This is a genomic window from Methylobacterium tardum (genome assembly GCF_023546765.1).
GTDB lineage: Bacteria > Pseudomonadota > Alphaproteobacteria > Rhizobiales > Beijerinckiaceae > Methylobacterium > Methylobacterium tardum.
The window spans coordinates 6620801-6643059 of the sequence record NZ_CP097484.1; the positions used below are offsets into that span (position 1 = coordinate 6620801).

The 22259-nt window shown below is 70.8% G+C and carries 15 protein-coding genes, 1 tRNA gene and 2 pseudogenes; 9 read left to right on the plus strand and 9 right to left on the minus strand.

The features are described from left to right. Window positions 1-91: 91 nt before the first annotated feature. Window positions 92-1165 (plus strand): efflux RND transporter periplasmic adaptor subunit, encoded by a 1074-nt coding sequence (locus tag M6G65_RS31760; RefSeq protein WP_430929584.1) that lies wholly within the window; start codon window positions 92-94, stop codon window positions 1163-1165. Then, window positions 1158-4327, plus strand: a pseudogene (locus M6G65_RS31765) (efflux RND transporter permease subunit). Before M6G65_RS31760 ends, M6G65_RS31765 begins: the two are co-directional and overlap by 8 nt. Window positions 4328-4345: 18 nt before the next feature. On the opposite strand, the gene M6G65_RS31770 reads toward M6G65_RS31765, so the two are convergent. After that, the gene (locus M6G65_RS31770; RefSeq protein WP_238194219.1) at window positions 4346-5746 is read right to left on the minus strand and encodes a sugar porter family MFS transporter; all 1401 of its coding nucleotides are present in this window, start codon (window positions 5744-5746) and stop codon (window positions 4346-4348) included. A 176-nt stretch (window positions 5747-5922) separates the two neighbouring features. Between M6G65_RS31770 and M6G65_RS31775 the strand changes: the two genes are divergently transcribed. Continuing rightward, window positions 5923-6510 (plus strand): YgjV family protein, encoded by a 588-nt coding sequence (locus tag M6G65_RS31775; protein WP_238194220.1) that lies wholly within the window; start codon window positions 5923-5925, stop codon window positions 6508-6510. 6 nt (window positions 6511-6516) lie between these two features. On the opposite strand, the gene M6G65_RS31780 is transcribed toward M6G65_RS31775, so the two are convergent. From M6G65_RS31780 to M6G65_RS31805, 6 genes and pseudogenes are all read right to left on the minus strand, one after another. Continuing rightward, window positions 6517-7218, minus strand: a complete 702-nt coding sequence (locus tag M6G65_RS31780) for an HAD family hydrolase (protein ID WP_250103334.1) — start codon at window positions 7216-7218, stop codon at window positions 6517-6519. Next, complete coding sequence (locus M6G65_RS31785) at window positions 7202-8419, minus strand: hypothetical protein (protein WP_250103335.1); 1218 nt, start codon at window positions 8417-8419, stop codon at window positions 7202-7204. Before M6G65_RS31785 ends, M6G65_RS31780 begins: the two co-directional genes overlap by 17 nt. A gap of 349 nt (window positions 8420-8768) precedes the next feature. Continuing rightward, on the minus strand, window positions 8769-9725 hold the full coding sequence (locus tag M6G65_RS31790) for an aliphatic sulfonate ABC transporter substrate-binding protein (RefSeq protein ID WP_238194223.1): 957 nt from the start codon (window positions 9723-9725) through the stop codon (window positions 8769-8771). Window positions 9726-9763: 38 nt separating this feature from the next. Continuing rightward, a pseudogene (locus M6G65_RS31795) lies at window positions 9764-10547 on the minus strand (ABC transporter ATP-binding protein). Between the two features lie 68 nt (window positions 10548-10615). Beyond that, the gene (locus M6G65_RS31800) at window positions 10616-11395 is read right to left on the minus strand and encodes an ABC transporter permease (RefSeq protein WP_238194225.1); all 780 of its coding nucleotides are present in this window, start codon (window positions 11393-11395) and stop codon (window positions 10616-10618) included. Between the two features lie 8 nt (window positions 11396-11403). Continuing rightward, entirely contained in the window at window positions 11404-12384 is a 981-nt protein-coding gene (locus M6G65_RS31805; RefSeq protein ID WP_238194226.1) for an aliphatic sulfonate ABC transporter substrate-binding protein, read from the minus strand. A 584-nt stretch (window positions 12385-12968) separates the two neighbouring features. On the opposite strand from M6G65_RS31805, the gene M6G65_RS31810 reads away from it, so the two are divergent. Beyond that, the gene (locus M6G65_RS31810) at window positions 12969-14312 is read left to right on the plus strand and encodes an LLM class flavin-dependent oxidoreductase (protein ID WP_250103336.1); all 1344 of its coding nucleotides are present in this window, start codon (window positions 12969-12971) and stop codon (window positions 14310-14312) included. Between the two features lie 58 nt (window positions 14313-14370). Here the strand turns inward: M6G65_RS31810 and M6G65_RS31815 are convergent, their stop codons facing one another. After that, window positions 14371-14745 carry an ArsR/SmtB family transcription factor gene (locus M6G65_RS31815; protein WP_250103337.1) on the minus strand — a complete coding sequence of 125 codons (375 nt, stop codon included), beginning with the start codon at window positions 14743-14745 and terminating at the stop codon, window positions 14371-14373. 107 nt (window positions 14746-14852) lie between these two features. Between M6G65_RS31815 and M6G65_RS31820 the strand changes: the two genes are divergently transcribed. From M6G65_RS31820 to M6G65_RS31835, 4 genes are all read left to right on the plus strand, one after another. Then, window positions 14853-15599, plus strand: coding sequence for a glucose 1-dehydrogenase (locus tag M6G65_RS31820; protein WP_250103338.1), 747 nt, complete (start codon window positions 14853-14855; stop codon window positions 15597-15599). Between the two features lie 221 nt (window positions 15600-15820). Next, window positions 15821-17572 (plus strand): di-heme-cytochrome C peroxidase, encoded by a 1752-nt coding sequence (locus tag M6G65_RS31825; protein WP_250103339.1) that lies wholly within the window; start codon window positions 15821-15823, stop codon window positions 17570-17572. A gap of 197 nt (window positions 17573-17769) precedes the next feature. Then, window positions 17770-18906, plus strand: a complete 1137-nt coding sequence (locus tag M6G65_RS31830; protein ID WP_238194231.1) for a helix-turn-helix transcriptional regulator — start codon at window positions 17770-17772, stop codon at window positions 18904-18906. Between the two features lie 59 nt (window positions 18907-18965). Next, a complete protein-coding gene (locus tag M6G65_RS31835) occupies window positions 18966-20243 on the plus strand; it encodes a cytochrome P450 (RefSeq protein ID WP_238194233.1) in 1278 nt (425 codons plus the stop codon). Between the two features lie 77 nt (window positions 20244-20320). On the opposite strand, the gene M6G65_RS31840 is transcribed toward M6G65_RS31835, so the two are convergent. After that, window positions 20321-20398 (minus strand) — tRNA-Gly (locus M6G65_RS31840). A 126-nt stretch (window positions 20399-20524) separates the two neighbouring features. Here M6G65_RS31840 and M6G65_RS31845 point away from each other — a divergent pair. Further along, complete coding sequence (locus tag M6G65_RS31845; RefSeq protein WP_238194234.1) at window positions 20525-22009, plus strand: integrase arm-type DNA-binding domain-containing protein; 1485 nt, start codon at window positions 20525-20527, stop codon at window positions 22007-22009. Window positions 22010-22259 lie beyond the last annotated feature (250 nt).

Here is a 22259-nt window from a genome sequence, read left to right on the forward strand (position 1 = left end):
GTATTCGGCATCTGAGCCGGGTAAATTCGGCAATGGCACAGGGGAGGGACGTGACGTGGGTGAGCGGCGGACGCTTCTGCTCGCCGGAGGCATGCTGCTCGCGGCCGCGTGCGTCGCTTTCACGGAGCCCGGTGCGCTGCTCCGCGCACGCGCGGCTCCGATCCTGTCGGACCTGCGGCAGCATCTTGAACCGCTTGTCCCCGGCCTGCGTGGAGACGCCGTTGCCGAGGCGCGGCTTCCCGCGCCGCGTACCGCGATCGAGGACGGGCGCACCGTCGTGCGGCTCTCCACCGCCGAGCGCGAGCGGATCGGCCTCGTCACCGAGACGCGGCCCTCCGTGAGCCACGAGCAGGAGCTGACCGCGTATGGCAGCGTCCTCGACCTCGCCCGCATCACCGAGCTCGCCAACAACTACGCGGGGGCGGTCGCGGCGCTTCAGACCGCCCAGGCGCGGGTCGAGGTGTCCGCCAGCGCCGCGCGACGCGCGCGCAGCCTCGGGGCCGGGGTCGTGGCGGTGGCGCAGATCGAGACCGCCGAGGGCACGCTTCTGACCGACCGGGCCGCCGTGACCGCGGCCGAATCGCAGGTGCGCACCCTCGCGGCCACCGCCCGGCAGGAATGGGGCTCGGTGCTCGGCAAGGCGATCATCGAGCGCTCGCCCCTGGTCACGCGCCTGATCGAGCGCGCGGATTTCCTGGTTCAGGTGACGCTGCCGCCGGGCGAGAGCCTCCCGGAGCCGCCGAAGCAAGCGTCCGCCGAGGTGCCCCCGCAGAGCGAGCGGGTGCCCCTGCGGCTGGTCTCGCCCGCGACCCGCACGGACCCGCGCATCCAGGGCCAGAGCTTCTTCTACCTCGTCTCGGGCGAGAGCGGGCTCCTGCCCGGAACGAGCACGATGGCCTTCCTGCCGGCCGCGCGCCCGGTGCGCGGCGTCCTCGTCCCGGAGGATGCCGTCGTGCACGGGGAGGGGGGCACCTGGGTGTATCGAGGCACCGGCGAGGGGGCCTATGTGCGGCATCCGATCCGTCCGGACGCGCCCATGTCGGCCGACGCCTTCGTGGTGGAGGATCTGCCCGAGGCGAGCGAGATCGTCCTGAAGGGCGGCCGTGCCCTGCTCTCCGAAGAGATGAAGAGCCGCATCCGGGTCGTGGGCGACGACGATGACTGAGCCGCCCGCCGCTGCCGGTCGCGGCGGCCCCCAGGCGTTCCTCGTCGGCTTCGCGGTCCGGCTGCCGCGGGTGGTGCTGGCGCTGGCCTGCGCGGTGATCGTCTTCGGCCTCTACGCCCTTGCCGGCGCCCGCTACGACGTCTTCCCGGAATTCGCGCCGCCGATCGTGACGATCCAGACCGAGGCGCCCGGCCTCGATTCGGAGCAGGTCGAGGTGCTGGTGACCCAGCCGGTCGAGGTCGCGGTCGGCGGCCTGCCCGGCCTGGAGACCCTGCGCTCGACGTCGATCCAGGGCCTCTCGGTGATCACCGCCGCGTTCCGATCCGGCAGCGATGTCGACCGGGTGCGCCAGCGCGTCAACGAGCGTCTGGCGGCCCTTGCCGGCCGCATGCCGGACGGGGTCGCGGCGCCCGCCATGACCCCGCTGACCTCCTCGACGCTCACGGTGCTCCTCGTCGGGCTGACCTCGAAGACGCGCGATGCCATGGACCTGCGCCATGTCGCGGAATGGACCGTGCGCCGCCGCCTGCAGGCTGTCCCGGGCATCGCCCAGGTGTCGATCTACGGCGGTTCGGTCCGATCGCTCCAGGTCCAGATCCGTCCGGACGACCTGATCCGCTACCAGATCGGCCTCAACGATGTCCTGGCGGCGGCCCGCAAGGCGACCGGTGTCCGGGGCGCGGGTTTCGTCGACACGCCGAACCAGCGGGTGCTGCTGCGGACCGAGGGGCAGTCGCTGACGCCCGAGGCGTTGGGACGGACCGTCCTCCACAATGACGGCGGGGCGAGCGTGGTCCTGTCGGACGTCGCGACCGTCACGGCCGCGCCCGAGCCCGCGATCAGCGGCGCCCTCGTGGACGGGACGCCCGGTGTGCTGCTGATGGTCGGCGCACAGATCGGGGTCGACACCCGCGCGGTGACCGCCCGCCTGGAGGCGGCGCTGGACGAGCTGCGCCCGGTTCTCGACCGCGAGGGCGTGAGCCTGCGCCCCGACCTGTTCCGGCCGGCGAACTTCGTGGACGTCGCCACCGGCAACGTCCTCCAGGCCCTGGCGCTCGGCGGGGTGCTGGTGGTGCTCGTGCTCCTCGTCTTCCTGGCGGATTGGCGGGCCGCCCTGATCAGCGCGGCGGCGATCCCGCTCTCGCTCATCGCCGCCGCCCTGGCCCTCCAGGCCTGGGGCGAGAGCCTCAACACCATGACGCTGGGCGGGCTGGCGCTGGCCATCGGCGAAGTGGTGGACGACGCGGTGATCGGCGTCGAGAACGTCGCCCGCCGGCTGCGAGCGGCCCGCGGCACCGGCCGCGGGGCGGCGCGCGTGGTGTTCTCCGCGATGCTGGAGGTGCGCACCTCGGTGGCCTACGCCACCCTGGCGGTGCTCCTGATGTTCATGCCGGTGCTGGCGCTCAACGGGGTCGCCGGACGCCTGTTCGGCCCTCTGGCGCTCGCCTACATCGCGGCGGTCGTCGCCTCGCTCCTCGTGGCGCTCACCGTCACCCCCGCGCTGGCGCTGCTGCTGCTGGCCGGCCGGCTGAAGGGTGGCGACGCCGTGCCGTTCCGGGAGCCGCCGGTCGTGCGCTGGAGCCGCGCGGCCTATCTCCGGCTGCTCGCCCTGGTCGGCCGGGTGCCGCGGCTCGCGATGCTCGGCAGCCTTCTGGTGACGCTCGTCGGTGCCGCCATCCTCCCGACCCTCGGGGCGGTGTTCCTCCCCGATCTCCGGGAGGGGCACATGATCCTGCACATGGTGGCCATTCCCGGGACCTCGCTGCAGGAATCGCAGCGGCTCGGCACCCTCATCACCGCGGACCTGAAGCAGATCCCGGGCGTGCGGGCGGTGGCGTCGCAGATCGGCCGGGCCGAGGCGGGCGAGGACACGGCTGGGCCGCATTACAGCGAGATTCACATCGACCTGCAGCCCGGCCTCGACGGCTCTGCCCAGCGCTCCGTCGAGACCGCGATCCGGGCGCTGATCGCGGGATTTCCCGGTGCGGCCTTCTCGCTCAAGACCTTCCTGACCGAGCGGATCGAGGAGACGGTCTCGGGCTTCACCGCACCGGTCGTGATCAACGTGGTCGGCAGCGACCTCGACCGGATCGAGGCCGCCGCCCGCTCGGTGGCCCGGGAGCTGTCGGAGGTGAAGGGTGCCCGCGACGTCCAGCAGGCCTCGCCCGCCGGGCTGCCGCAGGTCACCGTCGCCCTGCGCCCGGTGGACCTGCGCCATTGGGGGCTCGACCCGGTCGAGGTCCTGGAGGCGGTCCGCACCGCCTATCAGGGCGATGTCGTCGGCCAGACCTACCGCGGCAACGCCGTATTCAACGTGCTGGTGATCCTCGACGCCCCGGCGCGGGGCGCCTCAGCGCGGTGGGCGACCTGCCGCTGCGCGCGCCCGGCGGCCGCTACGTCCGCCTGTCGCAGGTGGCCGACGTCTACGAAAGCGCCGGCCGGTACCAAGTGCAGCACCTGGGCGCGCAGCGGGTCCAGGCGGTGACCGCCAACGTCGTCGGGCGCGATATCGCGAGCTTCGTGGCGGCGGCCAAGCGCAAGATCGCCAAGGAGGTGCGGCTGCCCGAAGGCGTCTACGTCACCTTCTCGGGGGCTGCCGAAGCCCAGGCGGCCGCCCGCCGCGACCTGCTGCTCCATGCGGCGCTCGCCGGCTTCGGCATCGTGGTACTGCTCGCTATCGTCACGGGCTCGGCGGCGAACCTGCTGCTGGTGCTGATCAACCTACCCTTCGCCTTCGTGGGCGGCGTGGCGGCGGCGGCGCTCACGGGCGGTGTGCTGTCGCTGGGCTCGGTCGTGGGTTTCGTGACCCTGTCGGGGATCTCGCTGCGCAACAGCGTGATGATGATCGCCCATTACGAGCAGATGGTGACGCGCGACCGCCGTCCCTGGAACGCCGCCACCGCCGCCGAGGGCGCGGCCGACCGGATGGTGCCGATCCTGATGACCTCGCTGGTCACCGGCCTCGGCCTGCTGCCGCTGGCGCTGGGCGCCGGGGAGCCCGGGCGCGAGATCGAGGGGCCGATGGCGCTGGTGATCCTCGGCGGCCTCGTCACCTCGACGGTGCTGAACCTGCTGATCCTGCCTTTGATGGCCCTGCGCTTCGCGCGGTTCCGGCAGGTCGAGCCGGAGGATCGGGAGCTGTCACCGGCCCTCGGCGCCTGAGCCCGGCGCCCGATCCCGTCAGGCGGTGGCCCGGGCCTCCCGATAACGGGGCTGCGCGGCGGCGAAATGCTCCGGCGTGAAGTGGTCCCGGCGCAGGGCGTCCTCGACCTCCTCCAGGCTGCGGCCCTTCAGCTCGGGCAGGTAGCGCCAGACGAACAGGAACGCGAGCGCGTTGAGCCCCGCATAGACCCACATCGCGCCGCCTGCGCCGAGATGGTGGATCAGCGACAGGGCCGTGCCGGTCAGGAGCAGGTTCGAGCCCCAGACGGTCGCCGCCTGGGCGCTCGTGCCTGCCGCCCGCACCCGGAGCGGGTAGACCTCGGAACCCGTCAGCCAGCCGATCACCTGCAGGCCGCCCGCCTGAAAGACCATGAACAGGAACAGGCATCCGACCACGAACGGCGCGTCGTCCGGGCCCGTCCGGCCCAGCACGAACAGGGCGCCCAGGGCGGCGAGCGACAGGGCCGCGCCCGGCAGGGTCACCAGCGAGAGCCGCCGCCGCCCGACGCGGTCGACGATGGCGAGACCGGTCGCGGTCATGACGAGATAGATGGCGGCGATGCCGACATTGGTCAGCAGCGCGCTGCCCTCGCCGAAGCCGACGCCCTTCAGCAGGGTCGGCGCGTAGTAGATCATCATCTCGATGCCGACGAGCTGGGTGAAGGCCGCGGTGCCGCAGCCGGCGATCACGGCGGGGCGCACCCAGTGCTCCGCGAGGCCGCGCCAGCCCGGGGTGGACCGGTCGCTCTGCGCGATCGCCTGGGTGATGCCGTCGAGCTCGCCGTCGAGATCCGCGTTCGCGGGCCGGACCCGGGCGAGCGCCGCGCGCGCCGCGTCGCGCCGTCCCTGCGCCACGAGCCAGCGCGGGCTCTCCGGCAGAGCGAACATGGCGGAAAACAGCACGACGGCCGGGGCCGCGCCCGCGGCGATCATCAGCCGCCACGACAGCGTGTCGTGGAGGCCGTAGCCGACGAGGCTGGCGGACAGGATGCCGAGGCCGATCGCGACGCTGAACGCCACGACGAGACGTCCCCGGTGCTCCGCCGGGGCGAGTTCGGCCACGTAGGCGGGGATCGACTGCGAGGAGGCGCCGACCGCGATCCCGAGCACCACCCGCGACAGCGCGAGGAGCGTGGCGTTGGGGGCGAGGCTCGCCGCCACGGCGCCGGCGGTGAACAGCGCGGCGATCGCGATGATCGTGTGCCGCCGCCCGAACCGGTCCGAGACGGCGCCGGTGCCGAGGCCGCCGAGGGTCGCGCCGAACAGGATCGCGGCGGCCACGACCTCCTGCATGGCGTGGGGCAGCGCGAACTCCTCGGTGATGGAGAGGAGGGCGCCCGCGATGATGCCGGTGTCGTAACCGTAGAGAAACCCGCCGATCGCGGCCGTCGCGGCCGCCAGCCACATGAAGGGAGTCATGCCGCGCTCCTGTTCTGCCCACGATCCCCGGTCTCACCACGGACCCGACGGCTTCGGCCGCGGCCTTCGCGATGCCTCTGCTGCGCCGCAATAAGCCGCCGAAACTCCTTAATCGCGCCACCGCGACAGCCGACCAGAGGGAGGTCCCGCCAACCCCGTCTCCAAGACCTCGAACCATGCTCAGTCCCGAAGCCTGGCTGGCCTTTGCGCGCGCCGCCGCCGGCCATCTCGATCTGTTCGGCCTCCTCGGCCTCGCCTTCGGCTTCGCCACCGGGCTGATGCCGCAACGTCGGCTGATCCTGCTGAGCTCGGCCGCCTGCGGCCTGTGCTTCAGCGTGCACTTCTTCCGCCTTGGCTCGTCCACCGGCACGGCGATGAACCTGATCGCAGTCGCCCAGAGCCTGCTCGCGGCGCGCTTCGTCACCGTGCGCGGACGCCCCGCCTGGCTCGATGCGGTGTTTGCCGGGACCTTCGTGCTCGCCGCAATCCTGACCCTGGCGACGTGGAACGGCCTGCCGTCGGTCTTCGCCGGCCTCGCCGCGCTGGTGGCCACCACCGCGCGCCTTCAGGCCGCGCCGCAGACCATGCGGCTGCTCCTGATCGGCGCGGCGCTCAGCTGGGCGAGCCACAACATCCTGATGGGGTCGGTGTATGGCCTGACCTGCGATTGCCTGGGCCTCCTCGGCTTCACGACATCCTATCTGCGCACCCGGGCGGCCATCCGGCCTGCCCTAGGCACGCTCGATCCCGTCCCGTCCCACTGACCCGCGTCATGCCGCCAGCGGCTCCGCGAAGGCCGCCGGCACGAGCCGCTCCAGCGCGCGCATGTCGCTGAAGACCTGTTCCGCCCCCGCCGCCCGGAGCCGCGCCTCCAGATCCGGTGGGCAATGGCCGCCGCCGGTGAAGCCGAAGGTGCGGATGCCGGCGGCGCGGGCCGCCGTGACGCCCGGGACGCTGTCCTCGGCGACGATGCAGCTCTGGACCGTGCTGCGCATCCATCCGACTGCGTAGAGAAAGACGTCCGGGGCCGGCTTGCCGCGGGCCACCGCGGCGGCGCTGATGACGTTGCCACCGAAATGCCTGAGGAGGCCGGTCGTCTCCAGTCCCTGACGCAGCTTACCCGGCGCGCTGCTCGACGCGACGCAGGCCGGCACCTGAAGGCGCTCCAGCATCTCGGCCACGCCGGACACCGCCCGCAACTCGGTCTCGTAGCTGGTGGCGGTCCTGGCCCGGGTGCGCGTGAGAAAGCTGTCCGGCAGCGGCGCGCCCCGGTCCGCCTCGATCTCGGCCAGCATCTCGGCCTCCGGCCGGCCGGCGAACCGGGCGATCACGTCCGCGACGCTGATCGGGTAGCCCAGCGCCGTGAGCTCCTCGCTGACGAGACGGCAGACGAGGATCTCGCTGTCGATCAGGACGCCGTCGCAGTCGAAGATGAGCGTCGGTCCCGACGACGGATTACTGGGCACGGGCATCGATGAAGGTTCCGGATTGCACGAGGTGGAGGAGGCTGAGGAGGCCGCGGCTGGCGGCCGGCGGCAGCACGCCCTTGGCCGTCTCGTAGGCGCTCAGCGGTGCGTTGATGCGGTCGGCGAAGCGGGTGCTGAACGCCTCGATCGGCGTCGGGTCTCCGGGCGGCGGCGCCTGGAACCGGGCGAGGATGCGGGTGATCGGGTCCTCGGTGGAGAGGAACCGCTGCAGGATCGCCGTGGCGGCCCCGGCCAGGTAGGCGTCGACATCGACGTCGCGCACGAAATCCGCGTAGGCCGGATCCTGCCGGAGCAGCAGGGCGACCCCCTCGCGCATCTCGTCCATCACCGCGATGGCGTGGCGCCGCTCGTCGGGCGAGGCCGCGATAAATTCGTTGAGCTTCATCGCGCGGTCGCCACCGCTCGCCTGGAAGGCGCGGAGCGCGATCAGCCAGTGGCTGCCGTTGAGCAGCCAGCCCTTGATCTGCTTCTCGACGTCGAGATGGCGGCCGAACGTGATCAGGCTCCCCGCACAGAGGTCCTGCAGGATCTCGGTATCGGGGCCGAGGGCGAGCTTCAGCGACGCGTAGGGCTCGGTGCGCACGCAGACCGTCGGAGCGGTGCCCGACGCGTCCTCCTCCAGGTCGACGCACATCCGGTCGACCAGAGCGGCGACCGGCGTCACGTGGCGGCGCAGAATTGCGGGATCGGGCCCGACCAGGTCGGGATCGCCGAGGACCTCCTGGGCGGAGACCATGTTCTCGCAGGCGACCAGGAAGATGGGGCCGACCGGCGCGCCGGCCTCGCGCATCGCCGCGAGGGTGGTCAGCGCCTCGACGACCGGCCCGTAATTCTCGCGCTTGAGAACCGAGGCCGTGACCATGACGCCCCGGCGCGACCCCTCCGACGCTTCGGCGATCGCGCGGGTGCACGCGGCTACGTCGCCACCCGCGTAGGTGTGGAACCCGGCATAGCGGATCCGCTCGGTCCGGGCCTCGGTGCCGTCGAGGATCTGCAGATGGTAGGCGCTCTCCGGGTGATCCCGCAGCAGGGCGTTGCGCCGCTCGGCGCCGAGCGCGGTGGACCCGGTGGCGTTGGCGGCCGGGACGGCACGATTCAGGATGACGCTCGCGGTGGTCGGTGCCTGGAACGCGGGCACGACGAGGCCCAGGCCGAGGCGGCCTGCGCCAAAATGCATGTGCAGCATGAGGATTGGGTCCGGTCCGAATGAGACACGATTGGCCAGGCTCGACCGGAAGGTCGAGCCCGGCCGGAACGCGGGTCAGGAGGCCTTGCGGAGCAGCGCCTCGGTCCGGACGCGGAGGCCGCTCGTTTCCGCCACGCGGCGGGCTGCGGGAATACTGCGGCAGATCGCGAGTATAAGAGCGTCTGCCTCACCGTTGTTATTCGATGCGTGCTTAACTTGTGTCATTATTGGCCATTCTACGATGATGATGTGTTTGGCCAACCCTCGAAATGAGGCGACGGATCCCGTTCGAATTCACACGCATGTGCGGCGCACAAAATCCGTCGCGCTGGGCGCGGCGCGATGCGGATCAGCGCGCCGGCGGCGTCCAGATGGCCAGAGCGCTGGCATCGACGGCACGGGGCAGCAATCCCTCGGCGCGGAACGCGTCGGCGATCTTCTGCTGTTCCGAGAGGCCGGCGCGGGTGACCGGCTCGACCCGGTAGCTCCGCTGGGCGTTGGCGCGCACGATCACCTCGGGCTCGATCTTCCAGAGGGGCGCCAGACGGGAGGCGGCCTCGGCCGGGTTCGCCTTGACCCAGGCGCCGGTCTCGGCGAGCCGGTCGAACAGGGCGGCGAGCACCGGGCCGTTGGCGGCCACGTAGGGATCGGCCGCGAGGTAGTAGCGCTTGTAGAGCGACAATCCGGCCCCGTCGCGCAACACCCGGGCGCCCGATTGCTGCCGGGCCGCGGACAGGAAGGGATCCCAGGCGACCCAGGCCTCGACGCCGCCGCTGGCGAGCGCGGCGCGCCCGTCGGCCGGCGTCAGATAGGCCGGCGTGATGTCCTTGAAGGTGAGCTTGGCTTCCGCGAGCGCCGCGAGGAGCAGGTAGTGGCTGCCCGCCCCCTTGGTCACGGCGACCCGCCGGCCCTTGAGGTCGGCCACCGTTTTCGCCGGTGAATCGGCGGGCACCAGGATCGCCTGGGCCTCGGGGGAGGGCGCCTCCTGGGCGATGTAGGTGATCCGGGCGGCAGCGGCCTGGGCGAAGATCGGGACGGTGTCGGCGACATCGGCCGAGACGTCGATCTGCCCGGCGTTCAGCGCCTCCATAATCGGCAATCCGCTGGTGAATTCGTGCCAGGACAGGCCGGTGCCGAGGGGCGCCAGGGCGCGCTCCAGGGCGCCGTCCTGGCGCAGCAGCGCGATCAGGGTCGAGGAGCGCTGATAGCCGATGCGCAGCGTGGCGGCGGCCCGGGCCGGGCGGTTCAGCCCGGCGAGGGCGGCGGCCGAGAAGCCGGCGAGCAGGGTACGGCGCGTGACGGGCATCGAAGCATCCATGGATCGGGTCGCCGAGCGGCGGTGGCTCACCACCAGCTGGCGCGGGTCTCGGGGGTGGGGCGGGGGCCGGTCTGGGCCGGTCGCAGGGAGCGGTCGAGGGCGGCCAGCACCCGGCGCACCGCCTCCTCGTAGGTGGGCGCCACGGGATCGCGCGGGCGGCTGAGCCCGATCGCCACGGTCTCGTCCGAGCCGGCCCGGCCGCGGGCGCATCACCACGACCCGGTCGGCGAGCGTGACGGCCTCGCCGACATCGTGCGTGACGATCAGGATCGTCGGCTTCGACTCGGTCCAGAGGTCGAGAAGCTGCTCGTGCAGCCCCTTCCGGGTGAAGGCGTCGAGCGCCGAGAACGGCTCGTCGAGGAGCAGCACCCGGGGCTGGGCCACGAAGGCCCGGGCGATCGCGACGCGCTGCTGCTGGCCCCCGGAGAGCTCGCGCGGCCAGCGATGGCCGTACTCGGCGAGGCCGACGCGTTCGAGGGCGTGGGCGACGCGGCTCCGGCGCTCGGCGCGGGGGAGGGCGGCGAGCCCGAAGCCGACATTCCCCGCGACGTCGAGCCAGGGGAGGAGCCGCGGCTCCTGGAAGACGACGCCGACGCTCGGATGGGGCGCGCGGATCGCCTCACCGTCGACCTGCACGGACCCGCGGCTCGCCTGATCGAGGCCCGCGATCAGCCGGAGCAGCGTCGTCTTCCCGCAGCCCGAGCCGCCGATCAGCGCGACGATCTCCCCCTGCCGGACCGACAGGCCGATGCCCGACAGCGCCTCGGTGCCGTCGGCATAGGTCTTCGAGAGGTCGTCGACGATGAGCACGGGTAACCTTGGTCCGTCGGGATCGGTGCGCGGAGCCGGCGCGAATGGCGTGGGTCTCGGATCGGCCGTCACAGGTTCTCCCGCACGGTATCCTGCCAGCGCGTCAAGGGGTGTGTCAGCGTGATCAGGACCATGTCGGCGACCTTGCCGACCACCGCGAAGGCGATGATCGCCGCCACGATCTGATCCGGCTTGCTGAATTGCTGGCCGTCGACCAGCAGGTAGCCCAGGCCCTCGGAGGCGCCCATCAGCTCCGCCGCGACGACGAACAGGAAGCCGAGCCCGAGGCCGGTGCGCAGGCCGATGAGCGTGGCCGGCAGGACGGCCGGCAGCAGGATGCGGCGCGCGAGGGCGAGGCGCGACAGCCGGAAGATCCGCCCCACCTCGACGAGCTTCCGATCCACCGAGGCGATCGCCCCGGACACGCCGACATAGACCGGGAAGAACACGCCCACGGCGATCAGCAGCACCTTCGGCGTCTCGAGGATGCCGAACCACAGGATGAACAGCGGCACCCAGGCCAGCGATGGGACGGCGCGCAGCGCCTGGAGGCTCGGATCGACCAGCCAGCGCAGGACCGGAACCGTGGCGACCAGCGCGCCGGCCAGGATCCCGGCCGCGGCCCCGCACAGGAAGCCGAGGCCGACCCGGACCAGGGTCGCCTCGACATGCATCCAGAGATCCCCCGACGCCGCGAGGTCCCACAGCGTCGCGCCGATCCGGCTCGGCGGCGGGAGCAGGCGCCCGGATGCGAGCCCCGTATCGACCGCGATCTCCCAGCCGATCGCGAGGAGGAGCGGCAGAACCAGCCCGAGACCGGCCCGACCGCCCCGCTGCAGCAGCGGCACGCCGAACCTCACCGTCCGGCGACGGGATTGAAGCTCGCGTCGAGCAGGCCGTCGACCGCGGCCGTCACGTCGGTGCCGGCGGGGATCACGCCGGCCTGCTGCAGCGCGAGGCCGGCGGCCTTGATCGACTCGGCCTGGGCCGGCCCGATCGCCGGCTGGGACAGATCGTTGCGCTCGAGCTGGCGGGCGATCACCGGCTCTGGCAGCTTGGTGGCGGTAATCAGGGCGGCGGAGAGCGCCTGCGGGTTGGCCAGCGCGAAGGCCCGCGCCCGCTCGTAGGCGGCGATCACCACCCGCACGAGGTCGGGATTCTCCTTGGCGAAGGCCTCTCGGACGTCGAGCAGGCCCCAGGTATTCGCGGCGGCGTCGCGGTAGAACAGGACGTCGCCGTTCTCGATCTCGGCCGCCGCCATCATCGGGTCGAGGCCCGCCCAGGCGTCCACGTCGCCCCGGTCGAGGGCGGTGCGCCCGTCGGGGTGCTGCAGCAGGACGAGCTTGGCATCGCGCTCGGTCAGGCCGGCGCCCTGGAGCGCGCGGATCAGGAAGATGTGCGGATCGGTGCCGCGGGTGACCGCGACGCGCTTGCCCTTGAGATCGGCCGGCTTGGTGATGCCGGTCTCCTTGCGGGTGACGAGCGCCGTCCATTCGGGACGCGAATAGGCGTAGATCGCCTTGATCGGGTTGCCGTTGATCCGCGCAACGAGAGCCGCCGCGCCTGCCGCCGAGCCGAAATCGATCGCCCCGGCATTGAGGAATTCGAGGGCCTTGTTGGAGCCGAGCGACTGGACCCACCGGACCTTGATCCCGCGCGGGGCCAGCGCTTCCTCCAGGAAGCCCTTCTCCTTCAGGAGCAGGCCGACCGGATTGTAGGTGGCCCAGTCGAGCCGGATCTCCTTGGGTTCCTCGGCCCTGGCCACTTGCCCGAACGGGCTTGCCAGACCGGCCAGAGCAAGGCCGGCGGCCAGGAGGGATCGGCGGAGCAAGGACATGGGCATAACCTAGGGCTTGGAAGGTTGGCGATGCGCGGGGTTCTGGCGCCCCGCCCGGGACGCGGAGGCTGCGCCCGGCGCGGGGTTTTGGCTGGTCTGGTTGAGGGAAAAGGCCGCTCAGTGCTGCGCGGTCGGCGGGACGCGGCTTGCCGATGCCGGACATCGCGGCAGGCGCGTGCATCCGCCGTGACGCGGCGCGCCGCCTCGATCGCGGGCGCGCGTGCGGCCTTCGCGCAAAGTCGCTCCGGGGCCACGGCCGGACGGCTTTTGCGTCTTCATCGTTGCCGCGGGGTCCCTGGTGCAGACAGTGTATACAAGATCCTGTCGGAGCATGCCCGAGTCAACGAAAGTGCGTTCTCTACTTTGGAGTTTGAAGACAATAATCTTCGGCATTCGGCCGCGCCGCGAGAAGAATTCAATCACATGGCCTTGTCCGCGAGGCCGCCGCTGGAGGTCGCGGTCGTTGCAGGCGCTCGAGATTTTCACCGCGTCCGCAACCGGCGGTTCGCGGCCGGGGCTCGGTCGGCTACACTCCGTCCCGTGACGCGGCCCGGAGCGGGCCGTCCTCCAAGCCGGTCGGATCGATGAGACAGGACACCCTGCGCCTCGGCGCGTTCTTCTACGCGACGGGTCACCATGTGGCCGGCTGGCGTCATCCCTCCAGCGAGGCCGACGGCGGGCTGGTGCTGGAACGCTATGTCGGCTGGGCCCGCCGGGCTGAAGCCGCGAAGTTCGACCTGATCTTTCTGGAGGACGGCACCGGAATCCGTGATCTGGACCTTCGCTCGAGCGAGCGCACGGCGCGCTCGACCCATTTCGAGCCGCTGACCCTTCTCTCGGCCCTCGCGGCCGTGACGAGCCGGATCGGCCTCGTCGCCACGACGTCGACGAGCTTCAACGAGCCCTACAACGTGGCGCGGCGGTTCGCGTCGCTCGATCATCTCAGTGGCGGACGCGCCGGCTGGAACCTCGTCACATCCGCCACCGATGCGGAGGCGGCGAATTTCGGCGGCGACCGGATCGCCCGCCACGCCGACCGGTACGAGCGCGCCGAGGAGTTCGTGGACGTGGTCCTCGGCCTCTGGAACACCTGGGAAGACGGCGCGGTGATCATCGACCGCGCCAGCGGCCAGTTCTCGAAGCCGGACGGCTTCCGGCCCCTCGATCATCACGGCAAGCATTTCGAGGTGCGCGGTCCGCTCAACATCTCGCGGACGCCGCAGGGCCAGCCGGTGCTGGTGCAGGCCGGCGCCTCCGGGCCCGGCAAGGACCTCGCGGCGCGGACCGCCGAGATCGTCTTCACCGCCAACCAGACGCTGGACGAGGCGGTCGAGTTCTACGGCGATCTCAAGGGGCGCATGGCCGGGTTCGGTCGTGCGCCGGATGATCTGAAGATCATGCCCGGCCTGTTCCCGGTCGTCGGGCGCAGCGAGGCCGAGGCGCGGGCGAAGTTCGAGGCGCTTCAGGACCTGATCGACCCGGTTGTCGGGCTGGCGCTGCTCGGCCGCATGATCGGCGGCCACGACCTGTCGGGCTACGATCCCGAGGGGCCCGTGCCGGAGCTGCCCGAGACCGAGGGCATCAAGTCCCGTCAGCAACTCATGTTCGATCTGGCCCGCCGCGAGGGTCTGACCCTGCGCCAGCTCTACCTGCGCATCGCGGGCGCCCGCGGCCATTCGCAGATCGTCGGGACGGCGGCGCAGATCGTCGACGAGATGGAGGCGCGCTTCCAGGCCGGCGGCGCCGACGGCTTCAACATCATGCCGCCGACCCTTCCCGGCGGCCTCGGCGACTTCATCGAGCTGGTGCTGCCCGAGCTGCGGCGGCGCGGCCTCTTCCGCAGCGAATACGAGAGCCGGACCCTGCGGGGCCATCTCGGCTCGCGCCCGCCCACGGGCTTCGGTCCCGGAGCGGCCCCGGCACGCTGACCGCCATCGGCGGCGCGAGCTCTCCCGGAGCCGCGGGGCAGGATCGAGCGGCGGGAGCTCAGGTCCCGCCGGTTTCGGCCGCCTTGGTCTCGGGTGCCCCGTCCTCGGCGAACCGGGTCGCGTAGGCGTTCAGGATCGCGGCGAGCATGCCGGGAAAGCGGGCATCGACTTCGGCGAAGCGTGAATGGTTGCGCATCTCCACGCCGTGGCGCTCGGACCGGATCAGGCCCGCCTCGCGCAGCACCTTGAAGTGGCTGGACAGCGACGATTTCGGGATCACCCGTTCGCCGAGCGCGGAGACGGCCGAGCAGGCCTCGACACAGCCCGCCCGCGTGATGCGGGCGAAGATCGCTGCCCGGTCGGGATCGGCCAGCGCGTGCAGGATCGCTTCGGGCTGAACGTCTTCAATCGCAGGGTGAACCAGGGGCCTCATGTTTCATCCATGTGGGGCCTTGAACTCCGTTTCGTTAGTTCCAAAATTCGGAACTATGGGATGACGGCTTCCATCCCGGATCCGGCCCATGTCGAAGGTTAGCACACATGTCGAAGCTCGACGGCAAGGTCGCAGTGGTGACCGGGGCATCGAAGGGGATCGGCGCCGCGATCGCGAAGGCGCTGGCGAAGGATGGAGCCGCGGTCGTGGTCAATTACGCGTCGAGCCGGACGGGCGCGGACGCCGTCGTGGCAGCGATCACCGCGGCGGGGGGCCGTGCGATGGCGGTCCAGGCCGACGTCTCCAACGCCGCACAGGCGCGCGGGCTGATCGAGGCGGCAGTGAAGGAGTTCGGCCGGCTGGACATCCTGGTCAACAATTCCGGCGTCTATGAATTCGCCGCGCTCGCCGAGGTGACCGAGGCGCACTATCGCCGGATCTTCGACGTCAACGTGCTGGGGGTGCTGCTGGCGACCCAGGCCGCCTCGGAGCATCTCGGCGAGGGCGGCAGCATCATCACCATCTCGTCGGTGGCTGCGAGCATCCATCCGGCTACCACGGCGGTCTACAGCGGCACCAAGGGGGCCGTGAACGCGATCTCGGGCGTCCTCGCCAACGAGCTGGCCCCGCGCAAGATCCGGGTCAACGTGGTCAGCCCCGGCTACGTGGTGACCGAGGGCACGCATACGGCGGGCATTTCCGGTTCGGAGATGGAGGCCGGGATGGTCGCGCAGACACCCCTCGGCCGCGCCGGCCAGCCCGATGACATCGCGAGCGTCGTGGCGTTCCTCGCGTCCGACGACGCCCGCTGGGTGACGGGTGAGGACATCAACGTCGGCGGCGGGGTGCGCTGACGCGCGGCGGCGATCGGCGCGCGGGCCGCCTGGAGCGCCGGCGCGCCGAGCATGATCGGGTTGCCAATCCAGTGTTCGCTGTCACTGGAAGTTTATTTCGCGCTTGAATTCCCAGTCTGTTTATCCTCCATTTGGGGGAGGCAGCTGAATTGACCGACGTCTAATCAATTTTCGAAGCAACCTGAGAGGCGGCAGGTCCAGGCCATGCCCGAGATGCGATCGTGACTCGATCCAGGATCGCAGGCGTTGCGTTCGCTGCGCTGCTCGTGCTGACGGCACGACCGGCGACACCGGTGGGCGCGGAGCAGCCGGGGCCGGCGCCGCACTTCCTCAATCAGTCCTGGAGCGCCTCGGATCGGGCGTGGTTCTACACGGCGAGCCAGGGCTCGCAGATCATGCCCTACGCGTGGTTCATGTCCCTGGAGAGTGCGGAGGGCGGCCGCCTGTTCGTGGCCGACAGTCTCGCGCGCTTCGGATACCTGCCGAATCCCTATGACGGTGCGCCCGGCTCCGTCCGCACCGGCCTCCCCATCGGCTTCGTGAAGGATGTCGACGACCGCGGCGAGTGGGTCGGCATGACCTGCGCCGCCTGTCACGTGAACCGCGTCCAGTTGCGCGGGCAGACGATCCAGATCGATGGCGGGCCGACGAACGCGGACATGTTCGCCTTCATCGAGGAACTCGGCCGGGCTCTAACCCTGACCGCGAGCGAGCCGGACCGATTCGAGCGCTTCGCAGGCCGCGTCCTGCCGCCAGAGCTGTCCGCACGCGACCCGGGCGCCGCGGAGGCCGACCGCGTCCGCCTGCGCAAGAGCCTCGACAGCTTCGCCAAGGAATTCTCGGATTATGTGGAGACGAGCCGCGCGTCCGTGCCCTGGGGGCCGGCGCGCCTGGACGCGTTCGGGATGATCTTCAACCGGGCGACAGGCCTGGATCTGCACGACCGGCGCAACATCGCCAAGCCCGATGCACCCGTCAGCTATCCGTTCCTGTGGGACACGTCCTGGCACGATAAGGTGCAGTGGAACGGCTCCGCGCCGAACAAGCTCGCCGTCGAGCGCCTCGGCCGCAACGTCGGCGAAGTGCTCGGCGTCTTCGCCTACGCCGATATCCGCGAGCCAACCCTGCCGCCGCTCTGGTTCGAGACCTCGGCGGACCGGCTCAACCTGCTGCGGATCGAGAACCAGCTGGGCGCTCTGACGGCGCCTGCCTGGCCGGACCGGATCGCGCCGCGCACCGAGGCCCAGAAACGCGACGCCGTCGCCGGCAAGACCCTTTACGATCGGCTCTGCCTGTCCTGCCATGCGATTGCCGCGAAGGGGTCCAACCGCGCTCAAACCGTAATTATGACGCCGCTCGCCGAAATCGGCACCGATCCGAAGATGGCGGAGAATGCCGCGAACCGGCGGGCCAAGACCGGCATTCTTGAGGGTGTCCGCATGCCGTTTCTGGCGACCACGCCGCCGCTACCCGCCGAAACGCGCAGCCTCGACCTTGTCGCCGCGATCGTCGCCGGCGCGATCCTGGCGCCGATCGATAAGGCTCCGGATCTGACCCGGATCCGCGCCGATCAGGGCGTTGTCATCAACCGCTTACTCAAGCGGGGTGCCTCCACGATCAAGTCCGGCAACCCTCTTCTCAACGACGTCTCGACAGCCGGCGGTAAAGGCGCGGTTGCTGATTTCCTCGACAGGCGCAAGGACCGCGATCTCCTCGCCTACAAGGCGCGCCCGCTCGACGGGATCTGGGCGACGGGACCGTTCCTGCACAACGGCTCGGTGCCGAACCTGTACGAACTTCTGCTCCCCTCGGAACAACGTTCCAAAACCTTCCATGTCGGAAGCCGGGAAGTGGACGAGGCCCGCCTCGGCTTCCGCTCGGATGTCGGCCCGTTCCTGTTCGACACGACGTTTACCGGGGAACTCGAACCGTGGGCACGAGGGGCCCGCGTATGGGACGGACCGGCTCGATGATGCGCAGCGACGGCAGCTTCTAGAGTATATGCGGACCTTGTAAGTCGTGAACACGTCTAAATCGCTGTTGAAACTGAATTTTTGATCGACGTATGACGGAAATCACCTAGTACCGGGTGCCGATCATGCCCCATGGATGCTGATCGAAAAAGGAAACGTCGCGCACGCACGCCCGCTGCCAACTTTGGAGCCCCACGATGCAGGACGTTGAGGCCTACTCGCACCTGGTCGGATCCATCTACGACCGTGTCGGCCAGCCTGAGGAATGGTCGGCCCTCCTGGGAGATCTCACGAACTTCGTCGGCGGGCGCGTCGGCCAGCTCGCGGTGTTCAGTCTCGACGGGAGCCGCAAGCCGATGTGGGCGGTGTCGGGTTTCGACCGCACGCAGTACCGCACGTTCCTCTACCGGCACGCCACGGAGGATCCCCGGCTGCCCTACATCCTGTCGAACCAGGGCAAGGTCATCCGGGCGGAGGAGGGTGTCGACCCGGTCCAGTTCCGCGAGACGGCTCTCTTCAAGGAGGTCGTGCGGCCCTTCGGCATTGAGCACAGCCTCGTGAGCTACTTCGCCAAGGAGGCCGACGTCATGGCGACGCTCGCCGCCATGCGCGACGAGGAGGCGGGGCCTTTCCGATCCGTTGAGGCGCGGCGCCTGGCGATGCTGGTGCCGCACCTGCGCCGGGCCTTCGAGTTCTATGCCCTGATGCGCCAGGCCTCCGAGCGCTCCTCCGATCTCGCCGCCGCGCTCGACCTCCTCGACGCTGCCGTGATCCTGACCGATTCGCGCCTGCGGGTCGCGCACGCCAACCGCGCCGCCGAGGAGCTCGCGAAGTCACGCACCGGCCTGTCCCTCGACAGGGGCAGCCTCGCCCTCAGGGACGGCCAGTGCTCCCGGCGCATCGCGCAAGCGGCCAGCGAGGCCCTCGCGGCCGCGACCGGCCACGTGAAGATCACACAGGCCGAACACATCGCGATCACCTGTGCCGAGAGCGGCACCCCGTTCCGCGTGTCGCTGCATCCGCTGTCGAAGCGGCCGTCCGGAACGGGAACGCGGGTCAAGGCCGAACTGGCCGTCGTGATCCGCAGCGGCGGCAACAAGAGCCAGGATGGTGCGGTCCGTCTTCAGAGCTTGTTTGGCTTGACCTCTGCCGAGGCGATCCTCGCCCACGCGGTCGCGTCGGGTCGCTCGCTCGATGACCATGCCCGGGAGCGCGGCATCGCGATCTCGACCGTGCGCACGCAGCTGCGCGCCCTCTTCGCCAAAACGGAAACGCACCGGCAGGGTGAACTCGTCGCGCGCCTGCGCGAAGGCCTGGACATCTCGCTCAACTGACGGCCCGCGCCGCATCGCGTGGCCGTCCGGGCCGGATCGCAACAGATTGGGAGAGGTCCATGCGCCCAGCCGACCATGATGCCCCCTGCCTCGACAGACTCGAAGCGCTGCCCGTCGCCGAGCGCTGGCCGCTCGCCCGGGACTGGATCCGACGCGCACCGCGGCCGTTCTTCGCGCAGTTGCGTCAGCGACGGCCGGTGCTGGACTGCGGCGAAGTCGTCCTTGTCGCCCGCCGCGCGGAGATCGCGGAGATCCTGTCCCTGCCGACAGTCTTCTCGGTGGCGCTCTACAAGCCCAAGATGGGCCAGTTCATGCTGGCCCTCGACGGCACGGACGTGAATTATCGCGACAAGGCGGTGATGCGCGCCATGCTGTCGTGGGAGGATCTTCCGGCCATCCGCGAGCAGTCCGGCGCGATCACCGATGCCGCCCTCGACGCGGGCGGCGGGTCGCTCGACGTGGTCGCCTCGATCTCGCGCCTGGTCCCCTTGCGGATCGTGCAGAGCTATTTCGGCTTCCCGTCCCCGGACGACGACCTGCTGCGCTGGTCCTACGCGAACCAGCTGGATCAGTTCAACAATCTTCCCTTCGACGGTCGGCCCGATGCCGAGGCCGTCCAGGGCGCCGCGCAACGGGCCCGCGAGGAGATGCGCGCCGCTTTCGCGTCACTGATCCCGTCAAGGCTCGCCGCCCTCAAGGCGGGCACTCCCGTACCCGACGATATCCTCATCCGGCTCCTCCGGCTGAATCTTCCGGCGGCGAGCGGTTTCGGCATGGACCGGGTGGTCATCAATGTGGGTGGCCTTCTCATCGGCGCGATCGAGACGACCGCGGAGGCGGTGGTGAACGCCCTCGCGGAGATCCTCCGGCGCCCCGACATTCACGCGGCCGCGCGCGCGGCTGCCGCCAATCCCGCCACCTTCGATGGCTACGTGTGGGAAGCCCTGCGCTTCGCGCCGATCGTCGCCTTCATGTTCCGTCAGGCCGAGGCCGATCACGTGCTCGGGCGCGACGGCGCATGCGAGACCCGTATCCGGAAGGGCCAGGTCGTGCTGCCTTTGAGCCTGTCGGCGATGTTCGACCCGGACTGGGTGCCCGATCCCGAGCGGTTCGATTCGACCCGGCCCGATCATGCATTCCTGCATTTCGGTTTCGGGCATCACGAATGCCTGGGCCGCTACGTGGCGGGAGCGATGATTCCGGAAATCGTCCGCCGAATCCTTCTCCGGGATGGCCTGCGGGCGGAGGGCGCGGTCGAGGACGGCGGCACGCCGTTCCCGACAGCCTACAAGATCACCTACGCGCAGACGCCGGCAGGCGCTCCCAAAGCCGCTTGAACCGAGCGGTACGGAGGTCCCCCGGCGTTCGCAGCCGACGGCACCAGACGGGCTGTAATCCTACCGGAAAGGTATGCTGGAGCGGGCGATCGGGATCGAACCGACGACATTCAGCTTGGGAAGCTGACACGAATCGCTCCAGGCGCCGCGGCCGCCCTTAACCACAGCTGCACAAACCCCTCCCACGCCTACGAATTCCGGTTCCCTGCGTAGCCACGCGGGTTGACCCGGCGCGTGCCGCCTGTGTGGTATCGCGGTGGTATCGCGCCCACGGAGGCTGAGTGTCGACCTACACACGCGAGCGGTCGCGGCTGACGGCCGCCGACGTCAAGCGGGCCCTGGCCCTCGTTAACGGCGGCAAGGTGACGGGCCGTGGCATCGACCACGCCGACGTCGCCGTCCCGGGGCTGATCCTGCGTACGACGCCCCTGGCGGTGACCTGGCTGCTCAAGACCCGGACGTCGACCATCCGGCTCGGCGCCGGGGCGGACGTGACGGTGGCGGCCGCCCGCGAGGCGGCGACGCGGGCGCGCCTCGATCTCAAGGGAGGGGTCGACCCCCGCCCGGACCTGCGGGTGTTTGAGCACGCGATGAAGACAGGGGCGAGCGTCGAGGATGCCGTCGACGCGGCGTTCCCGGAGAGCGTCGAGGCGCAGTCGGACGAGGACCGGCGCCGCCGCGGCCCGTGGCAGTGGCAAGACCTGGTAGAGGAGTTCCTGGCCCACAAGCTGCCCCAGCTCCGGCCGCGCTGGGCCCGGCAATTCGAGGGTCACCTGCGCCGGTCGCTCGACCCGCGCCTGACCCGGGCGCCCGTCTCCGCCGTCCGGCCCGACGACCTGCTGGCGCTGCGCGACCGGGTGGCGGAGGAGCGGACGCAGAGCGCGGCCGCCGACACCGTGGAGGCCTGCAAGGCCGCCTTGGACTGGGCGCTGAGCCTGCACTCGCACCGCGCCGGGTTCAGCCACAGCACATACCCGTGGTGGCGGGACAAGGTCAGGGTCGACTACCAGGCGAAGGCCCGCAAGCACACGCCGCGGCTCGACGAGCTCGCCCGCACGCTCTTCGTGGCGGAGCGGCACCGGGCCCTGGGCGGCACCGGCAAGCGGACCTCGGACGCGGTCCTTGGCGCCCTGTGGGCGACGGTCCTCACCGGCCAGCGCGTCACGGCCCTGACCGGCACCCGGCGCGCCTCCGTCGTGCCGTGGGAGGGCGGCCCGCCCGGCTGGGTCGTGTGGTCGTGGTCGGGCGAGGAAATGAAGAAGTCGGGCGGGGAGGAGGTGCCGCACGGCCTGCCCATCCCCCCGGCGGCCGCCGCCGCCATCGCACGGTGGGACACGTCCCCGGGGAGCGAGTTCCTGTTCCCCTCGACCGTCGCCGGGCAGCCTCTCGCCGGCAACGCCCTGACGCAGCTGGCCGCCCGGCTGCAGGGCAAGTCGAAGGCCGGCCGGGACGGGAACGTGACGCTGAGACCCGAGGCCGACCTGTTCGCCCTGCACCGGATCCGCCCCTGGGTCCGGCACGACGTCCGGCGCACGCTGTCGGCCTATCTGGACATGGAGCGGCTGGGCGGGTCCGCCTCGGCCATCCTCGGGCACCGCAAGCAACGGACGCCCGGGGAGCACGCCCAGGAGCGCGAGCTCGCGGAGGCGATCACCCTACGGCACTACCTGCACGGCCAGCGGCTGGAGATGAAGGCCGCTGGCATGGAGGCCTGGACGAAGGCGGTGCTCGACGCCTACGAGGCCGAGCGCAGCCGGCTCGCCTGAGGCCTCCGGCGTCCCCGGCCGAGCGCCCGCGCGACGTCCGCCGGCCGCTCCGCGCGCACGAAATCCGGCCCGTCCCGGCGGGCGGCAGCCTCGGCCATCATGTCCTCGGCAGGGCCCTCCACAGGGCGTCGCGCTCCTCGCCGGCGGCGGCCGTGGCGACGTCGTCATAGCTCAGCATGCTGCCCTCCATCTCTAAGAACAGATAGTGAACAAGCGTCTGGGGTCAACCGCGGCCAGGGGTTCGTTCACC

What these genes read in the sequence shown, in the direction of transcription:
- M6G65_RS31760 (WP_430929584.1), top strand. Translation starts at nt 92, where the DNA reads ATGCTGCTCGCGGCCGCGTGCGTCGCTTTCACGGAGCCCGGTGCGCTG.
- M6G65_RS31770 (WP_238194219.1), bottom strand. Translation starts at nt 5,746, where the DNA reads ATGACTCCCTTCATGTGGCTGGCGGCCGCGACGGCCGCGATCGGCGGG.
- M6G65_RS31775 (WP_238194220.1), top strand. Translation starts at nt 5,923, where the DNA reads ATGCTCAGTCCCGAAGCCTGGCTGGCCTTTGCGCGCGCCGCCGCCGGC.
- M6G65_RS31780 (WP_250103334.1), bottom strand. Translation starts at nt 7,218, where the DNA reads ATGCCCGTGCCCAGTAATCCGTCGTCGGGACCGACGCTCATCTTCGAC.
- M6G65_RS31785 (WP_250103335.1), bottom strand. Translation starts at nt 8,419, where the DNA reads ATGCTGCACATGCATTTTGGCGCAGGCCGCCTCGGCCTGGGCCTCGTC.
- M6G65_RS31790 (WP_238194223.1), bottom strand. Translation starts at nt 9,725, where the DNA reads ATGCCCGTCACGCGCCGTACCCTGCTCGCCGGCTTCTCGGCCGCCGCC.
- M6G65_RS31805 (WP_238194226.1), bottom strand. Translation starts at nt 12,384, where the DNA reads ATGTCCTTGCTCCGCCGATCCCTCCTGGCCGCCGGCCTTGCTCTGGCC.
- M6G65_RS31810 (WP_250103336.1), top strand. Translation starts at nt 12,969, where the DNA reads ATGAGACAGGACACCCTGCGCCTCGGCGCGTTCTTCTACGCGACGGGT.
- M6G65_RS31815 (WP_250103337.1), bottom strand. Translation starts at nt 14,745, where the DNA reads ATGAGGCCCCTGGTTCACCCTGCGATTGAAGACGTTCAGCCCGAAGCG.
- M6G65_RS31820 (WP_250103338.1), top strand. Translation starts at nt 14,853, where the DNA reads ATGTCGAAGCTCGACGGCAAGGTCGCAGTGGTGACCGGGGCATCGAAG.
- M6G65_RS31830 (WP_238194231.1), top strand. Translation starts at nt 17,770, where the DNA reads ATGCAGGACGTTGAGGCCTACTCGCACCTGGTCGGATCCATCTACGAC.
- M6G65_RS31835 (WP_238194233.1), top strand. Translation starts at nt 18,966, where the DNA reads ATGCGCCCAGCCGACCATGATGCCCCCTGCCTCGACAGACTCGAAGCG.